The sequence below is a fragment of the Streptomyces sp. NBC_00316 genome (assembly GCF_036158715.1).
In the GTDB taxonomy this organism is placed as follows: Bacteria; Actinomycetota; Actinomycetes; order Streptomycetales; family Streptomycetaceae; genus Streptomyces.
Map to the genome: position 1 here is coordinate 1,036,350 of NZ_CP108023.1, position 16,598 is coordinate 1,052,947.

At 71.2% G+C, this 16,598-nt stretch carries 13 protein-coding genes; 7 read left to right on the top strand and 6 right to left on the bottom strand.

Annotation, left to right across the window (positions count from 1 at the left end; translation table 11 throughout):
* Positions 1-178: 178 nt before the first annotated feature.
* Entirely contained in the window at positions 179-892 is a 714-nt protein-coding gene (locus OG878_RS04745; RefSeq protein ID WP_328885581.1) for a (2Fe-2S)-binding protein, read from the bottom strand.
* 210 nt (positions 893-1,102) lie between these two features.
* Between OG878_RS04745 and OG878_RS04750 the strand changes: the two genes are divergently transcribed.
* A complete protein-coding gene (locus tag OG878_RS04750) occupies positions 1,103-2,377 on the top strand; it encodes a DMT family transporter (protein WP_328885582.1) in 1,275 nt (424 codons plus the stop codon).
* Here OG878_RS04750 and OG878_RS04755 read toward each other — a convergent pair.
* Positions 2,347-3,567 (bottom strand): transglycosylase family protein, encoded by a 1,221-nt coding sequence (locus tag OG878_RS04755; RefSeq protein WP_328885583.1) that lies wholly within the window; start codon positions 3,565-3,567, stop codon positions 2,347-2,349. The genes OG878_RS04750 and OG878_RS04755 overlap by 31 nt on opposite strands.
* Positions 3,568-4,230: 663 nt before the next feature.
* On the opposite strand from OG878_RS04755, the gene OG878_RS04760 reads away from it, so the two are divergent.
* The 4 genes from OG878_RS04760 (at position 4,231) to OG878_RS04775 (ending at position 9,475) form a co-directional block, all read left to right on the top strand.
* Positions 4,231-5,760, top strand: coding sequence for an SDR family oxidoreductase (locus tag OG878_RS04760; protein ID WP_328885584.1), 1,530 nt, complete (start codon positions 4,231-4,233; stop codon positions 5,758-5,760).
* A gap of 156 nt (positions 5,761-5,916) precedes the next feature.
* Positions 5,917-7,359 carry an NADP-dependent phosphogluconate dehydrogenase gene (gndA, locus tag OG878_RS04765; RefSeq protein ID WP_328885585.1) on the top strand — a complete coding sequence of 481 codons (1,443 nt, stop codon included), beginning with the start codon at positions 5,917-5,919 and terminating at the stop codon, positions 7,357-7,359.
* 248 nt (positions 7,360-7,607) lie between these two features.
* Positions 7,608-8,678, top strand: a complete 1,071-nt coding sequence (locus OG878_RS04770; RefSeq protein ID WP_328885586.1) for a Dyp-type peroxidase — start codon at positions 7,608-7,610, stop codon at positions 8,676-8,678.
* The gene (locus OG878_RS04775) at positions 8,678-9,475 is read left to right on the top strand and encodes a family 1 encapsulin nanocompartment shell protein (RefSeq protein WP_328885587.1); all 798 of its coding nucleotides are present in this window, start codon (positions 8,678-8,680) and stop codon (positions 9,473-9,475) included. Before OG878_RS04770 ends, OG878_RS04775 begins: the two co-directional genes overlap by 1 nt.
* Before the next feature lie 23 nt (positions 9,476-9,498).
* Here OG878_RS04775 and OG878_RS04780 read toward each other — a convergent pair whose 3' ends face one another.
* The gene (locus OG878_RS04780; protein WP_328885588.1) at positions 9,499-10,875 is read right to left on the bottom strand and encodes a M64 family metallopeptidase; all 1,377 of its coding nucleotides are present in this window, start codon (positions 10,873-10,875) and stop codon (positions 9,499-9,501) included.
* Positions 10,876-11,153: 278 nt separating this feature from the next.
* On the opposite strand from OG878_RS04780, the gene OG878_RS04785 reads away from it, so the two are divergent.
* Complete coding sequence (locus OG878_RS04785; RefSeq protein ID WP_328891130.1) at positions 11,154-12,506, top strand: helix-turn-helix domain-containing protein; 1,353 nt, start codon at positions 11,154-11,156, stop codon at positions 12,504-12,506.
* 567 nt (positions 12,507-13,073) lie between these two features.
* Complete coding sequence (locus OG878_RS04790) at positions 13,074-14,444, top strand: diaminopimelate decarboxylase (RefSeq protein WP_328885589.1); 1,371 nt, start codon at positions 13,074-13,076, stop codon at positions 14,442-14,444.
* A 356-nt stretch (positions 14,445-14,800) separates the two neighbouring features.
* Here the strand turns inward: OG878_RS04790 and OG878_RS04795 are convergent, their stop codons facing one another.
* Genes OG878_RS04795 through panD form a run of 3 tightly spaced genes read right to left on the bottom strand, consistent with a single transcriptional unit; the run spans position 14,801 to position 16,278 of the window.
* Positions 14,801-15,427 carry an aspartate/glutamate racemase family protein gene (locus tag OG878_RS04795; RefSeq protein WP_328885590.1) on the bottom strand — a complete coding sequence of 209 codons (627 nt, stop codon included), beginning with the start codon at positions 15,425-15,427 and terminating at the stop codon, positions 14,801-14,803.
* Between the two features lie 39 nt (positions 15,428-15,466).
* Complete coding sequence (locus OG878_RS04800) at positions 15,467-15,826, bottom strand: GNAT family N-acetyltransferase (protein ID WP_443049057.1); 360 nt, start codon at positions 15,824-15,826, stop codon at positions 15,467-15,469.
* Positions 15,827-15,852: 26 nt separating this feature from the next.
* On the bottom strand, positions 15,853-16,278 hold the full coding sequence (panD, locus tag OG878_RS04805; RefSeq protein ID WP_328885591.1) for an aspartate 1-decarboxylase: 426 nt from the start codon (positions 16,276-16,278) through the stop codon (positions 15,853-15,855).
* Between the last annotated feature and the right edge of the window lie 320 nt (positions 16,279-16,598).

The following is a 16,598-nucleotide window of genomic DNA, read 5'->3' on the forward strand; positions in this document are numbered from 1 at the left end:
CGCGTAAACGGTCCTTACCTGGAGCGTGATCAGGAACGGATCACCGAACCACCGTTGATCTTGGTCGCTTCTCAGATCCCGCTCCCGGGCAGACCGTCCCCGTCCGGCCCGCATCCGCACGCCGGAAGCCCGCCACGGGATGAGCTCGAAGGCGGAACAGATCCTTACGGGACAGCCCTCAGGGAGCGGAAGCGCCCGGCCGGCGGTCGAAGACGCAGTCCCCGCAGAGGCCGGCGCCCGGGCACCGGTAGTAGAGGCAGCAGCTGTTCCTGCGGAATGCCGGGGTGTGCGGGGTACCGGTGTTCCGCAGGTCCGGGTGGTCGAAGAGCTCGGCGGCCAGGGCGCGGGCCCGCTGGGCCACGTCCGGGCGGTGATGGGTGCGGGCCCACGTGATCAGTTCACGCAGCGCTCCGGCCAGCGCCGAGCCCGCATTGCCCCACAGCAGCCGGGGAGCGAGGGGGCCGTCGCGGCGGATCGCCTCGGCGAGCGGTACGAGATGGCCGTACTGGACACACTCGCGTATGCGATCCGCGGTGCCCGGCAGGGTGTCCGCGCAGCCGAGCCACAGGTCGTCGGGGGCGGAGTGCTGCGGGTCCCAGTGGAGTGCGGCCGGCGAGAGATCGGGGAAGCGGCCCGAGAGCGCGGCCGGTCCCAGGGCGGTCGACCAGAGGCGTGCGGCCAGTCCCAGGTGTGCGACGGACGCGGCGACCCTTCGCTCAGGGGTACGCAGCCGGGCGGCGACGGTGTCGATGCGAGCCGTGAGCGGTGCCGCCTCCCCCGCGTACAGGCGGGCCAGCGGCCGGTGAGCGCCGCCGGGCACCGGTGTTCTCCGCAAAGCGAAGAAACCGCCCAGCGACGCCGCCTCGGCCTGCTCACTGCGCTGTTCCTTCACGGGCTCCCCCGACCACTCCCGGTGACGCCCCGGACACCCCTGGGGCCCTGTCTCACCGTTCACCGTATCCGTGCGGGATGATCGTCATGAGGCTCGGCGGCGAGAGGACTACCGTCGGGAGGAGGACACAAAAACCACTCCTGTACTACGAAGGCAGTACGTCAAAACGCCGTCTCAAGGACGACGACTCGGCGGCTTTGAAGGGTCATCGTGGTGTACATGAGCTCCCTTGCACTGTCCGTGCTGCTGTCACTGATCTCTGCGGTCGCCTATGCGGCCGGGGCGATCGTCCAGGAGCGCGTCGCCACGGCCGGGGACGGCCGCTCGCTCGCCCCTCTGCGCAACCGCATCTGGTGGGTGGCGGTGGTGTTGAACGGTGTGGGTGCGGTGCTGCACGTGCTGGCGTTGGCCTACGGACCGCTCAGCCTGGTGCAGCCGCTCGGTGCCCTGACGATCGTCTTCGCGCTGCCGATGGCGGCACTCTTCGTGCGCCGCCGGGCCAGAGCGACCGCCTGGCGTGGCGCGATCATGACGACCGTCGGTCTGGCGGGTCTGCTCTCGCTCACCGGCAGCAAGGAGTCGCACCCCCTGGGCAGTCCGCAGCAGTTGATGCTCGCGACCGTGACGTTCGGTGCGGTGGCGCTGCTCCTGCTGATCTCGAAGGGCATGCGGCCGCCGGTGGTGCGGAGTGTGGTGCTGGCCGGAGCCGCCGGTGTCGCCTTCGGTATCGCGTCGGTGTTCACGAAGACGGTGGCGATGCAGTGGACGGCGGGCTCCGTCGGCGCGGGGCTGCCCACGCTCCTGGTGATCGCGGCACTGGCGGCGGCCGGACTGCTGCTCTCGCAGTCGGCGTACCGGGGAGCCGGCCTGACCGCACCACTCGCGACGGTGACCGTGGTGAATCCGGTGATCGCCGCGGCCGTCGGCATCACGCTGTTCGGCGAGAGCTTCCGGCACGGCACGGCGGGCACAGCCCTTGCGCTCCTCTGCGGTGCCGTTGCGGCCGGCGGACTGATCATGCTGACGACGGAGCGGTTGAGCGCGGAGCGGCGCGAGGGGCAGCGGGTACGTGGGGCGCGCCCGGACGCTTCGACGGTCGCCACGGGGAGCGAAGAGGGCACTTCGGAGGCCGTTGCCGCGGGGGGATCCACGGAGGAGGCCGTGGGGCCCTCGCCCGATCCCGCGGAGTCCGGACCTGCCGCGGTCGCATGGCGGGAGCCCGCCGGGGTCGGGGCGGGCGCAGCACCACCCGCGACCGTCACGGCCGCGGAAGCGTTTCCGACGTCGCTCCCGATGACCGTCACGGTGCCTGTCCTGCCGCTGGAACGCCGTCGTCGGATCGGGCGGGTGGACTTCGGCCCCGCACGGCGGTCGCGCGCCGGATCCACCCGGCGCGGGGCGCTGTCCGCCGAGCCGGGTGAGACCGACGAGCCCACGGAACCGCGCGGGAACGTTCAGACCTTGACCCCGCCCGCCCGCAGGTAGGCCAGCGGGTCGATGTCGGAGCCGTAGCCCGGCCCCGTACGGATCTCGAAGTGCAGGTGCGGACCGGTGGCATTGCCCGTGGACCCCGACCGGGCGATGCGCTGTCCGCCGCTGACACGCTGGCCCTCGCGCACATGGAGGGCGGACAGGTGCGCGTACTGGCTGTACCTGCCGTCGCCGTGCCGAATGACGATCTGGTAGCCGTACGCGCCTGCCCAGCCCGCCGAGACGACCGTGCCGGAGGCCACCGCCTTGACCGCGGTGCCGGTGGGAACGGGGAAGTCGACGCCCGTGTGATAGCCGCTCGACCACGCACCGGCCTGACGGTAGGCAGTACCGACGCGGGTCGCCGACACGGGCGCGACGAGCCCGGTGTGCTGCTCGGCGTGCTCGGTCTTCTTCGGCTGTGCCTTCGCGGTCTGGTGAGGCTTCGGCCCGGTGGGCCGGTGGCTCGGTTTCGCCGGCCGGTGGCTCGGCCGTGCGGCGGGCCCGGTGCCGGTCTTCGGGGCGGCCTGAGGGGCGCCCTGCACATCCAGGGTGAGCCGCTGGCCCGGGAAGATCAGATCCGGATCGTCGCCGACCACCTTCCGGTTCGCCGCGTAGAGGCGCTGCCAGCCACCCTTCACCTGCTCGGTGGCCGCGATGCCCGAGAGGGAGTCGCCGCGCGCGACGGTGTACGACACGCGCTTGCCGGGCACGGTGGTGGGTGTGGCGGAGGCCTGCTCCGCCTTGGGGCTCGCCTTCGCGGGCGTGGAGGCCGGGGCGAGTCCACGGGTCCGTTGCGACTGAACCGTGATGTCGGGGGTGTCGCCGCCGCGTGTCAGGCCCGCACGCACGGAGCAGGTCGGCCAGGCGCCCGGGCCCTGCGCGTCCAGCACCTTCTCCGCGATGGCTATCTGCTGTTCCCGGGTGGCCAGATCGGCGCGTGGGGCGTAGGCGTTGCCGCCGTACGCCTCCCAGGTCGAACGGGTGAACTGCAGCCCGCCGAAATAGCCGTTGCCCGTGTTGATGTGCCAGTTCTCGGTGGACTCGCAGGCGGCGACCTTGTCCCAGACATCGACCGATGCGGCGCCCGCCGAGGCGGCGGTGACCAGTGGGAGCGCAATGCCTGCGCCGCCGGCCGTGACGGTGAGCGAGGCACGGTTGATGCGGCTCGGCTGGTATCTGCGGTGTCGTCCGTTCGCGGCCATGAATCGGCTCCCCCACTGGCTGTAGGACACGTCGCAAGCGGACAACTTATGGGCAGACAAGGGGTGATGACAAGGTGGCGGCCGAGACGGCTGTGCACCGAACCGGAGCGTGAGCCTGTCGTCCAGCACAAGGTCCCCACGCTGCAGCGTGTTCCGCAGGGACTCCGACGGAATCGGCACGGCCTGTCTCGGAGGGGTAATGGTGAACAGCGACAGCATCGGCGCAACGCCGGTGATCCCGGACAACTCCGCCCAGAGGGAACGCCGTTCGTTCCTCCGCGGGAACTGCTCGGCAGGGAACTCACCCTCTGCGCCGCTCGAACTGCGCGCTCCGGCCTCCGTTTCCGTCACACCGCGCCGCTTCGTCGCGGCAAGCCCGGCGGCTGCCGCACGCCGCTGTCCGCAACCCTCTTGAAGCCGGGACCCGATGTCGGCGCCTCGCGACCACTCCATGGGCAACATGCTTGAGGCCGTGGCCGCCCGGGCCGGACGACCCGTGCTGCGGACCTACCGCAGCAGCGCCCCCGTCCACGGACGTGGCACCCGCTGGTCACCCGCTCGGGGGCTTCCTGCCGCCCGAGGCATCCGCACCTCGTCGGGGAGCGGAAAACACCGCGCGCGGGCACGGTGGAAGAGTGGGCGATCGAAACATGCGGAGGCGCCATGAACCACGGGAACGGCGCACCGGGACTGCGTTGCCTGGTGACCGGAGCGACGGGCTACATCGGGGGGCGGCTCGTCCCCGAACTGCTCAAGGCCGGACACAGCGTGCGCTGTCTCGCACGCACACCCGAGAAGTTGCGTGATCATCCCTGGGCCGGCCGGGCCGAGGTCGTCCGCGGTGATGTCATGGACCCGGAGTCCCTGGGGACGGCGATGCGGGGAGTGGACGTCGCCTACTACCTGGTGCACGCGCTCGGCAGCGGATCGGACTTCGAGGCCACGGACCGGAAGGCGGCCAGGACATTCGGCGAGCAGGCGCGCGCCGCAGGTGTGTCACGCATCGTCTACCTGGGCGGGCTCACACCCGCCGGAGTCCCCGAGCACGAACTGTCGCCGCATCTGCGCTCGCGTGCCGAGGTCGGCAGGATCCTGCTGGAGTCGGGCGTGCCGACCACGGCGCTGCGCGCGGCCGTGATCATCGGCTCCGGTTCGGCCTCCTTCGAGATGCTGCGTTACCTCACCGAACGTCTACCGGTCATGGTCACGCCGAGCTGGGTGTCGACCAGGATCCAGCCGGTCGCCGTCCGTGACGTACTGCGGTATCTCGTGGGCAGTGCAACCATGCCTGCCGAGGTGAGTCGCACATTCGACATCGGCGGCCCGGACGTCGTCACGTACCGGGAGATGATGCAGGACTACGCGACCGTCGCCCGCTTGCCGCATCGGCTGATCCTGCCCGTCCCGATGCTGACGCCCCGCCTGTCGAGCCACTGGATCGGGCTGGTCACACCCGTCCCTGCCTCCATCGCACGACCGCTCGCCGAATCGCTGAAGTACGAGGTCGTGTGCCGCGAGCACGACATCACCCGCTACGTCCCCGACGGGCCGGGGCAGCCGTTCACCTTCCGCAGGGCGCTCACGCTCGCACTGCAGCGCGTGCGGGAGGCGAACGTGACCACCCGATGGTCGTCGGCCTCGGTGCCCGGTGCACCGAGTGACCCACTGCCCACGGACCCCGGCTGGGCAGGCGGCAGTCTCTACACCGACGAGCGGGAACTCGACATCGGAGCCGCCCCGGAGGCCCTGTGGCGGGTCATCGAAGGCATCGGGGGCGAGAACGGCTGGTACTCCTTCCCGCTGGCATGGGCCGTCCGCGGCTGGCTCGACCGTGCGATCGGCGGGGTCGGACTGCGCCGCGGCCGCCGGGACGCCACACGGCTCAGGGTGGGCGACTCGCTGGACTTCTGGCGGGTCGAGGAGATCGTGCCGGGCCATCTGCTGCGGCTGCGCGCGGAGATGCGGCTGCCCGGCCTCGCCTGGCTGGAGCTGTACGCCGAGCGGGGCAGGACCGGAGGCGCGCACTACCGGCAGCGCGCGCTGTTCCATCCCCGCGGGCTGCTGGGCCACGCCTACTGGTGGAGCGTCGCCCCGTTCCACGCCGTCGTCTTCGGCGGGATGGCGCGCAACATCGCCCGCGCCACCGAGCTGCCCACCCGGTCGGAACAGCTCAGGGCGGCCTCCGCCCTCTGAACGACCGGAGGCCGAACGGGGCACCACGGCACTCGACCGTACGGACGGTTCGCCGCTGCAGCGTGAAGGACGTACGGCGACGTGAACAGGCCGTCCGCGCGCCCCGTATCCATACTGGTCATCCCGGCATCCTCGACAGATTGCAGGAGCACACAGATGAGCGGCACTGCGCAGATCGGCGTCACTGGACTCGCGGTGATGGGCCGCAATCTCGCCCGCAACTTCGCCCGCAACGGCTTCACCGTCGCGGTGCACAATCGTACGGCTGCAAAGACCGACGCCCTGGTCAAGGAGTTCGGCGACGAGGGCGCCTTCGTCCCCGCGCGCACGCCCGAAGAGTTCGTGGCGGCCCTGGAGCGCCCGCGCAGGCTGGTCATCATGGTGAAGGCGGGCGATCCGACGGACGCCGTGATCCAGGAGTTCGCCCCGCTGCTCGACGAGGGCGACGTCATCATCGACGGCGGCAACGCCCACTTCGAGGACACCCGGCGCCGCGAGAAGGAGCTGCGCGAGCGCGGCATCCACTTCGTCGGGGTCGGTATCTCGGGCGGCGAGGAGGGCGCGCTGAACGGGCCGAGCATCATGCCGGGCGGTTCCACCCAGTCGTACGCATCGCTGGGACCGCTACTGGAGAAGATCGCCGCGAAGGCGAAGGACGGCACTCCGTGCACCACGCACATCGGCCCCGACGGTGCCGGGCACTTCGTGAAGATGGTCCACAACGGCATCGAGTACGCGGACATGCAGTTGATCGCGGAGGCGTACGACCTGCTGCGCAGGGTGGCGGGCTACTCCCCCGCGAAGATCGCCGAGACGTTCCGCAGCTGGAACACCGGCCGGCTCGACTCCTATCTGATCGAGATCACGGCGGAAGTCCTCTCCCACACCGACGAGGCGACGGGCAAGCCGTTCGTCGACATCGTCCAGGACCGGGCCGAGCAGAAGGGCACGGGCCGCTGGACGGTGCAGATCGCACTCGATCTGGGCGTGCCGGTCTCCGGGATCGCGGAGGCGGTCTTCGCCCGTTCGCTGTCGGGTCACGCCGATCTGCGGGAGGCCGCGCGAGGGCTGCCGGGCCCGTCGGCCACCCCACTGGCCGAAGCCGAGGCCGCGGCGTTCGCCGACCGGGTCGAGCAGGCGCTGTACGCCTCCAAGATCGTCTCGTACACCCAGGGCTTCCACCAGATCCGGGCGGGCAGCGAGACGTACGACTGGAAGATCGATCTCGGTGCGGTGGCGGCGATCTGGCGGGCCGGCTGCATCATTCGGGCGGCGTTCCTGGACCGGATCCGGGCGGCCTACGACGCTCAGCCGGAGCTGGTGAGCCTCCTCTCCGACCAGCAGTTCGCCGAGGAGATCGGCGGGGCGCAGGACGACTGGCGGACGGTGGTCGCCGAGGCGGTGCGCCAGGGGGTGCCGACCCCCGGGTTCGCCGCCGCGCTCGCTTACTACGACGGTCTGCGCGCCGACCGGCTGCCCGCGGCGCTCACCCAGGGACAGCGGGACTTCTTCGGGGCCCACACCTACCGGCGTACGGACCGTACGGGATCCTTCCACACGCTCTGGGGCGGCGACCGGTCGGAGACCGCGACCGGCTGACCGGCCGCGGACCGCTGTTCGCCCGGCCGGGTCACCGGGGGTGCGACGGGGCCGCGCGCATGCGTAAGTAGCAGCGGGTCCCGCCGTCGTCCCGTACTCCCGCACCGCCGGGAGGGCGGCACCCCGTGGAAACCACCGACCGACACCAGCCACCCGCGCCCCGGCTGCGTCCACCCCCTACCCGGGTGCCGCCGGCACCGCACCGACGCCACGACCGCGCTGTCGCCACCACTCCTCGGAGCCGCCGCATGCCCGACGCCGTCCCGGACCCGGCCGTCGCCCAGCCCGTCGTCTCACCGCTGACCACCGCAGCCCTGATCCTGGTCGCCACGATCGAGCCAGGTGGTGAGGACGCCGTGCGCGACATGCTCCCCGACCTCGGGGCGTTCGCCCGGTCCATCGACTTCCGGTTCCCGGGCACCGATCCGGCCTGTGTGACCGGGTTCGGCTCGGATGCCTGGGACCGGCTGTTCGCGGGGCCGCGTCCGGCCGGACTCCATCCGTTCCGGGAGCTGCACGGTGCGCGTCACCACGCACCCGCCACCCCCGGCGATCTGCTGTTCCACATCCGCGGCGAGCGGATGGATGTGTGCTACGAGTGGGCCACTCGGCTGCTCGGCAGACTCGGCGGAGCGGTGGAGGTCGTCGACGAGACCCAGGGGTTCCGCTATCTCGACCACCGGGACCTGCTCGGCTTCGTCGACGGGACGGAGAACCCGGTGGGTGCCGATGCGCGGGCTGCGGCCCTCGTGGGCTCCGCCGACCCGGACTTCGCCGGTGGCAGCTATGTCATCGTGCAGAAGTATCTCCACGACCTTGCCGGCTGGAACGCGCTGAGCACGGAGGAGCAGGAGCGGGTCATCGGCCGCACCAAGGCCGACGACGTCGAAATGTCCGATGCCGTCAAGCCCGCCAACTCCCATGTCGCACTGAACACCCTCACCGCCCCGGACGGGTCGGCGCGCGAGATCCTGCGCGCCAACATGCCGTTCGGCAGCTTCGAACAGGGCGAGTTCGGCACGTACTTCATCGGTTACGCCGCCGATCCGGACGTGACCGAGCAGATGCTCCGCAATATGTTCCTCGGCAGCCCGCCCGGTACGTACGACCGCATTCTCGACTTCTCGACCGCGGTCACCGGCACCCTCTTCTACGCCCCCTGCGCCGACTTCCTCGACGCCCCGCCGCCGTCCCCCGCCCTGTCCGGAACCGAGTCCCTGCCGCAGCCGGTGTCCGCGCCGGCGGCCCGGACCCCTGCTCCGACAGGTGCGGGCGACGGTTCGCTGCACATCGGCAGCCTGCAAGAAAGCGCCCAGTGATGAACAACCTCCACCGCGAACTCGCCCCCGTCACGGAAGCCGCCTGGGACCAGATCGAAGAAGAGGCCCGGCGTACCTTCAGCCGCCATCTGGCGGGCCGCCGCGTCGTCGATGTGACGGACCCGGAGGGACCGGCGTTCGCGGCGGTGGGTGACGGGCATCTGCAGGACATCGATCCGCCGACGCCGGACGTCATCGCCCAGGCCCGCACGTCGACGCCGGTCATCGAGTGGCGGGTGCCGTTCACCGTGACCCGGGCGGCCGTGGACGACGTCGAGCGCGGCTCCGACGACAGCGACTGGCAACCCGTCAAGGACGCCGCCCGGACCTGTGCGTTCGCCGAGGACATGGCCGTCATCGACGGCTATGCGGCGGCCGGGATCACCGGTCTCCGGAACGGCTCCTCGCATCCTGCGCTGCCGCTGCCGGCCGACGCCCGCGACTACCCGACCACCGTGAGCCAGGCACTGACCCAGCTGCGGCTGGCCGGCGTCGACGGCCCCTATCGGCTGCTGCTCGGCGCCGACGCCTACACCGAAGCAACCGAGACGTCCGACCACGGCTATCCGGTGGCCACACATCTCGCGCGGCTGCTGGACGACCGGATTCTGTGGGCGCCCGCGGTCAAGGGCGGGGTGCTGCTGTCAACCCGTGGCGGCGACTTCGAACTGCGGCTGGGCCAGGATCTGTCCATCGGCTACCAGGACCACGACGCGACGCACATCCGGCTCTACTTCCACCAGTCGTTCACGTTCCGCATGCTGACGCCGGAGGCCGCGGTCCCGATCATCGCCTGAGGCGGGAGGCTGGAACGGCCCCGCTACCTCCGGTGCCCGGTGGCCTGGACGCTCCAGGTGAGCCTGTCGGTGGCCAGGGCGCGGACGGCGGGGTCCCGGATGGCATCCGTACGGTCCACGGCCTCGGCCGTCACCTGGTGACTGCGACCGTCGGCACGGACGCCGAGCGAGCCGGGGGTGACGGCGGTACGGCCCCGGGCGTAGACCCTCTCGACGCCGTCGACGTACCAGCGCAGATCCGTCCGGGCGAGCCCGGTGGTGCCCACAGCCAGGCTGACCGAGATCCGCTTGCCGTGCTTGATCGCGGTGTTCGTGTCGAGCGTGCTGCTGAGCACGTTGCCCGCGCGGTAGAAACCGGCGATCATCGCCTCGCGTCCGGGCAGGTTGAAGTCGGTGCTGGACAGCTCACGCATGATCGAGGTCGAGGTCGGCCGGTAGATGCCGTACGGGTAGTAGGTGCTCCCCTCGTACGTGCCGACCGTGGAGCCCGTCGGGTCGCTCTGCCCCAGCCAGCGGTACCACTTGGCCTGCTTCTCGATGAGCTGCGCCGGGGTGTACGTGGTGGAGTTGGGGCCGTCCGTCTCGCCGCCCGTCCAGGTGCCGTACGAGGGGTAGGTGTACTCGTCCTCCAGCAGACCCACCGAGTGGCCGATCTCGTGGGCGGCGATCATGCTCGACGACGAGTGGTCGGAGGAGAGGGTGGACACCCCGTTGAACGGGTAGCCCTCGGCCTGCAGACCGGAGTAGCCGGCTCCGCCGTACTTGGTGGAGTTGGCGATGACGACGACGAGATCGGCGGCAGGCGCCTCGGCCGCGTACGACGCCACCTTGTCGATGTCGGTGCAGACGAGACGCTCGGTGTCCGCGCACCAGAAGTAGCTGGAGAGCGCCGTGTCCTTGACGACGTCGGCGCCCGGATCGCCGCTGATGCCGGACTCGTTGGAGACGGCGTCGACGGTCCAGACGTTGAACAGGTTCCGGTAGCTCCGGTACGGCTCGATGGCGGTGATGTCGGCCCACTTGGCGGTGGCGTCCGCGTGGAAGTCGTCCTGCTGGTCGGCCGTGTAGCCGTCCCCGATGATCACGACATCGAGCCGGTCGTCGGTCGAACCGGTCACGGCCTGCTCGCCGACCGTACCGTCCACGGCGGTCTCGGCGGCGCTGAGGGACGCCCCGGAACTCCGACCGGTCCGCGCGGGTGCGTGGGCCGGGACCTCGACGGTCCTCCCGGCGCCACCGGGCTGCGGGAAGTACTCGACCCGGTGGCTCCCCCGTCCGTCGGTCCCGGTCGGGGCGGCCGCCGCGGGGGCAGTGCCGGCTGCGGTCGCTGCCAGGAGACCGGCGAGGACGAGTCCCGCCACCGACCCTGCCGTTCGGCGCGTTCCTGGGCGTACATGCATGTAGAACTCCTTGAGAGCCTCGAACTTCGGGCGGACGCGAGTCGGCGCAACCGTTGATTAACTTGTGAGTTAAATAGACTTAGCGCGACACTTAACCTAAAGGCGCGTCGGACACGGAACAAGGCCCGGACGGCGCATGGTTGAAGTCCATCACCGGGCAACCGCCCTTCATGGGGCGCAGGGTGAGATGTGGGAAGCAGGAGGGCGACTCAGTGGCCGCGAAGCACACCGCAGGGACGGACACCGGGCAGGAGCCGCGCGACGGGGGCGAACCGGGGATCCGGCGCGGGCCGTCCGACGACCCCGGCGCCATCGGGCGACGCGTGCACCGACTGCGCACCGAGCGCGGTCTGACCCAGCGCCAGCTGGCCGAACCCGCCTACACCCCGGCGTACATCTCCACCCTGGAGGCGGGCAGGGTCCGCCCCTCGGAGGCGGCCGTACGTCATCTCGCGGATCGTCTGGGGGTGACCTACGAAGAGCTGGAGACGGGACGTCCCGCCCGTCTCGCCACCGACCTGCGGCTGAAACTTGTCGATGCCCAGCGGACCCTGGCCACCGGCGCCGCCGAGGACGCCGTGGCCGACTACACCAGGCTGCTCGCCGAGGCGGAGCAGCTCGGCCTCGACGGCGAACGCGCCACGGCTCTGCTGGGGCTCGGGCAGTGCGCACTGGAGACGGGCGATCTGCCGGTGGCCCGCGAGCACTTCGAGGCCGCGGAAAAGCTGCTGGCGAACGCCCCGCTCCCGCAGCGCGCCCCTGCCGTGCGCGGCCGGGCCGTCGCGCACCTCCTGGCGGGTGAACTCCGGTACGCCTGTTATCTGTTGGAGAGCGCGATCGATGAACTGAACGCCTCCGGTCTGCAGGACCCCGGTGCACTGCTGCTGCTGTACACGGCCGCGATCGCCCCCTACATGGACATGGGCGCCCACGCGCGTGCCGCGCAGGCCGGCGAACTGGCCCTGTCCCTGGCTCCCCAGGTGTCCGACCCGGAGCTGGTCGCCGGGCTGCACCGGGGCGTTGCCCGTACTCTCATCGCGGCCGGCCGCACACAGGAGGCCGACGCCTCGCTCGCCAAAGCAGCCGAGATCTACCAACAGCTCCAGATCCGTACGGAGATGGCGCACTGCCACTGGATGCGCGGCTACGTCCGTGCGCAGGACGGCGATCTGTCCGGTGCCGAAACCGAACTGCGGGCCGCCCGCGACATGCTGGCGTCGAAGCGGGCCGCGCTCTACACGGCGCAGGTCGAGGTGGAACTTGCAGATGTCCTGCGCCGACTCGGCAAACGGCAGGAGGCGGAGGCCCTGCTGCTGCGGCTGCTCGGCGAACTGCAGGCGGACCGGGGCTCGGTCCATGCGGGCGGCGTGCACCGGCTGCTCGGCCTGATCGCCGAGGAGCGGAGCGACCTCGACCGCGCCGAGGAGCATTACGTCACCGCGCTCGGCCTGCTGGAGCGGGCGGGCGCCGCCGGTGACCTCGCGGACATCTGCCGGCTTCTCGGGGATCTGCTGCGGCGGGCCGGCCGTACCGAGGCCGCAATGGACGCGTACCGGACCGGCCTCGGCCACCGCGCGGCACCCGGCAGCACGACGCTGGGTCCGGCGCCGGTGCGCCCGCCGACCTCGTAGAGCACAGTGCGCAGGGCGGTGCAGTGCCGCAGGGCGGGTGTCGGCGTTCGCCGGTGTGACGCGCCACGTTCGGGACCGCCTCCCCGGAGCGGCCGGCGCTCCCTCCCAGCCCCACCCGCCCCACGTAGCTCCGGCGCCTGAACCCGGTCCGGCTGCTGATCCGGAAGTCATGCTCCGCGAGATGCCGGCGTTCGACGACGGCGGGACGCTCCGTCCGTCGCGGGCAGCGGGCCTGTGAACGACCTCGCATGGACCGGCCCGGCGACCGGCGGCGAGCCGGCCCGCTCGCTCGCCGCCCATGTCGACGCACCGGGCCATGTCGCACGGGCGGACCGGCGGCTCGCCCTGCACCCGCAATCCCCGCGGTACGGGCTGCGCCGCGCCCGGGAGCGGTTCGCGTCGATCTCGACGCCCCCGACACCCGGCTGCTCATCACTCCCGCCGTCCACCTCAGCGGATAGATTTGTCCTGTATTGCTACAACCGTTGGCCCCACGGCCAAGGACCGAAACCGATCCTGTCCCGTCCGACAGACACCTGCGGGACTCCCATCACCGGGTCTCGACACATGCCTCTCACCTCGCCCGCTCCCGGCCCTCCGTCCTCCGCGCGTGTCGCCGCCGCGGTCCGCCACGCCGTCGGGGCCGGGCTGCTCGGAGAGTCCCGGCCCGTCGCCGGGTTCATCGACGCCGATGGCGTACGCGACTCGGTGGCCGCCCTGCAGGACGCTTTCGCCGCGACCCCGGGCGTGCTGCACACCTTCGCTGCAAAGGCCGCCTCCCTCGTCCCCGTGCTGCGACTGCTCGCCGACTCCGGCATGGGGTGCGAGGTCGCCAGCCCCGGCGAGCTGAGAATCGCCCTGGACGCCGGTTTCGCGCCCTCGGTCATCGTCCTCGACTCCCCCGCCAAGACGCGCGACGAGATCCGTCAGGCGCTCGCGCTCGGCGTGACACTCAATGCCGACAGCCTCGACGAGGTGCACCGGATCGACTCGCTGCGGCCCCGGGGCGCGCCATCCGTCATCGGGATGCGCGTCAACCCGCAGGTGGGCAGCGGTTCCATCGGGGCGATGAGCACGGCCACGGCGACCTCCAAGTTCGGCGTGGCGCTGCGCGATCCCGGCGCGCGCAAGCGCGTCGTACAGGCATTCGCCGACCACTCCTGGCTGACCCAGTTGCATGCCCATGTCGGCTCCCAGGGCTGCTCGCTGGAGCTCATCGCGGCCGGTGTCGCCGAGACGTACCGGCTCGCGGAGGAGATCAACGAGACGCTCGGCACGCGGCAGATCACGAGCATCGACATCGGCGGCGGCCTTCCCGTCAACTTCGACGACGACTCGGTCCGGCCGACGTTCGCCGCGTATGCGGCGGCGCTGCGGACCGCGGTGCCGGGACTCTTCGACGGCCGGTACCGGCTCGTCACCGAGTTCGGCCGGTCACTGCTCGCCAAGAACGGCTTCATCGGGGCGCTCGTCGAGTACACGAAGGATGCGGGGGGCCGCCGTGTCGCGCTGACCCACGCGGGGGCCCAGATCGCCACCCGTACCGTCTTCATGCCCGAGGCGTGGCCCCTGCGGGCCGGGGCGTTCGACGCCGAGGGGCGCCCCAAGGGCGGTCCCCTGCTGGTCCAGGACGTCGCGGGGCCGTGCTGCTTCGCCGGGGACGTCATCGCACACGCCCGGAAGCTGCCGGAGCTGCAGGAGGGCGACTTCGTGGTGCTGTACGACACCGGCGCGTACTACTTCTCCACACCGTGGTCGTACAACAGCCTGCCGAGGCCGGCCGTGTACGGCTTCAGCGTGGCCGGCGACGGCTCGGGCGGGGACGCGGTGCGCTTCGCGCCGGTGCGTGACGCCCAGTCACTGGACTCGATCGCCGAGGAGAGCGGCGCGGGCCACGCCGACTCCCTCCTCGCGCTCGGCCTGCGGAGCGGCCGGTAACGGGCCCCGGCGGTACGGGCCGGCCCGTCATCCGGGCGGATGCGGCTGCGGCTCCGGTTCCGGCACCGGTTCGGGCTCGGGCCTCGGCGGCTGCGGAATCGGGTCGGGCGAAGGACCGGGGGGCACCGGACCGGGCACGGGTGGTACGGGCGTCGGCTCGGGCAGCGGCGACGGCGGTCCGGGCATGGGCCCGGGTGTCGGCGCGGGCGGCACCGGGTCGGGATACGGGTTGGTCATCTCGGGCCTCCGGGACTGCGGGCGGATCTCATGTCCACCGTCTCCCGGAGCAGCTGCCCGCGCCTGCCGAGTCCATACGTACGGGTTCGGTTCTGCCGGACGAGAACCCGTACGGCGGGTCAGCGCGCCGCGGCGGCCGCGGCGGCGAGCCCGGGACGCGGGCTGGAGAGGACCGGGATGCGAGTCGCTGTGCGGGCGACCGCATCGGCCATGGACGCCTGGGCCAGCACGATCACATCGGCGTCCGTCACCCGGTCGGCGGCCGCGGCCACCAGCTCCAGGTAGCCGTCGCGGTCACCGGCCTCGAACCGCGCCCAGGCGCCGTCGACCAGCACCGTACGGATGTCCACGCGCCGGCCGTCCGCCTCCTCGGCGAGCAGGGCAAGCGTCGGGGGCAGCGTGTCCTCGATCGCTGCAAGGACCACCACCCGGTCCTGCGCGACAGCGGCGGCCGCCATCGGGCGGTCGACCCGCAGGACGGGGACGCCGAGTGCCTCAGCGGCGGACTCGGCGACTCCGCCGATCGTCGAACAGGTGCAGAGCACCGCGGTCGCTCCCTCGGCGACCGCACCGGCGAGCAGCTCCCCGATCTCGCCACGCACCGCGTCGGGGCCGGTGGCCCGGGCCCGGGCGAGCAGGTCCTCGTGCACGAGATGACGCAGCGCGAGACCGGGATGCTCGGCATCTCGGAGGCCGTCGAAGACCGGGACGTGAACCGGGGAGGTGTGCAGGAGAGCGAGTGTCATCGGTGAAGGCCCGGGTCCTGTTCGGAGGAATCGGTTCCGTTACAGCTCGGGATGGGACTTGAGCTGCTCCTTCGCCCGCTCCACCAGCTCGGCCGGGGCCGCCGGGGCCTGGTCGGGATGGCCCAGGGCCCACTTCGCGGCGTACGAGCAGAGCGGGACGACGGGCACGTCCTCGCGGGCCGCCAAGGCGTAGAACTCCTGGACCAGGGCCCCGGCGAAGCCCTTGCCCTTGTGCTCCGGCTCGACGACGGTGTGCACGGCTACGAGCGCAGCGGGCGTGCCCTCCATCACGAAGTACGCGATGGTTCCGGCGGCCTTGCCGTTCTCGTACGCGATCAGATTGCCGTTCGTCCGGTCGTCACGGATCTCGAGTCCGATCTGCTCGGCCAGCTCTGCCATGGCGGTGCTCCCTCGATGATGCGGTTTCAGCGCGCTGCGGGAACAGCGTACGGGCTGCGCTCGGTGGCGGTTCCGGGCACGGGTGCCGAGGCATCCGCTCCGAGCGCGACGATCCGGTTGTCCGCGTCGACATGGACGATCCGCGGGACCAGAGCGCGGGCCTCGGCGTCGTCGACCTGGGCGTAGCTGATCAGGATGACCAGGTCGCCGGGGTGGACGAGGTGGGCGGCGGCGCCGTTGATGCCGATGACGCCCGAGCCGCGCTCGCCTTCGATGACGTACGTCTCCAGGCGGGCACCGTTGTCGATGTCGACGATGTGCACGAGCTCACCGGGCAGCAGATCGGCTGCTTCCATCAGCTCGGCGTCGACGGTGACGGAACCGACGTAGTGCAGGTCGGCCTGGGTCACGGTGGCCCGGTGAATCTTGGACTTGAACATGGTACGAAGCATGGGGAAACTCCCGGAAATGTCTGCTCCCTGCCTGCTTTCTGCAGGTCAAGGGCGGTGTACGCAGCGTACAACCATTCGCATGTTCGGTCAGCTGTCGCCAGGTCATGGAAACGCTCATTGCGGAAGGTCCGTAGGCATGCATAACAGCTGCTCTCGGGTGACCTGCCTGTGAGTCCGACTCGCAGGGAGGCTACGATCCGGCTCAACGCAGTCGACGGGTCTCAGGAACCCATCCCTTGCGATGGGCCCTCCGGTCTGGGGCACCTCGGTGCTGATCACACCGAGTGCTGGGGATCGGTCCCTGTGCTTGCACAGGGCGG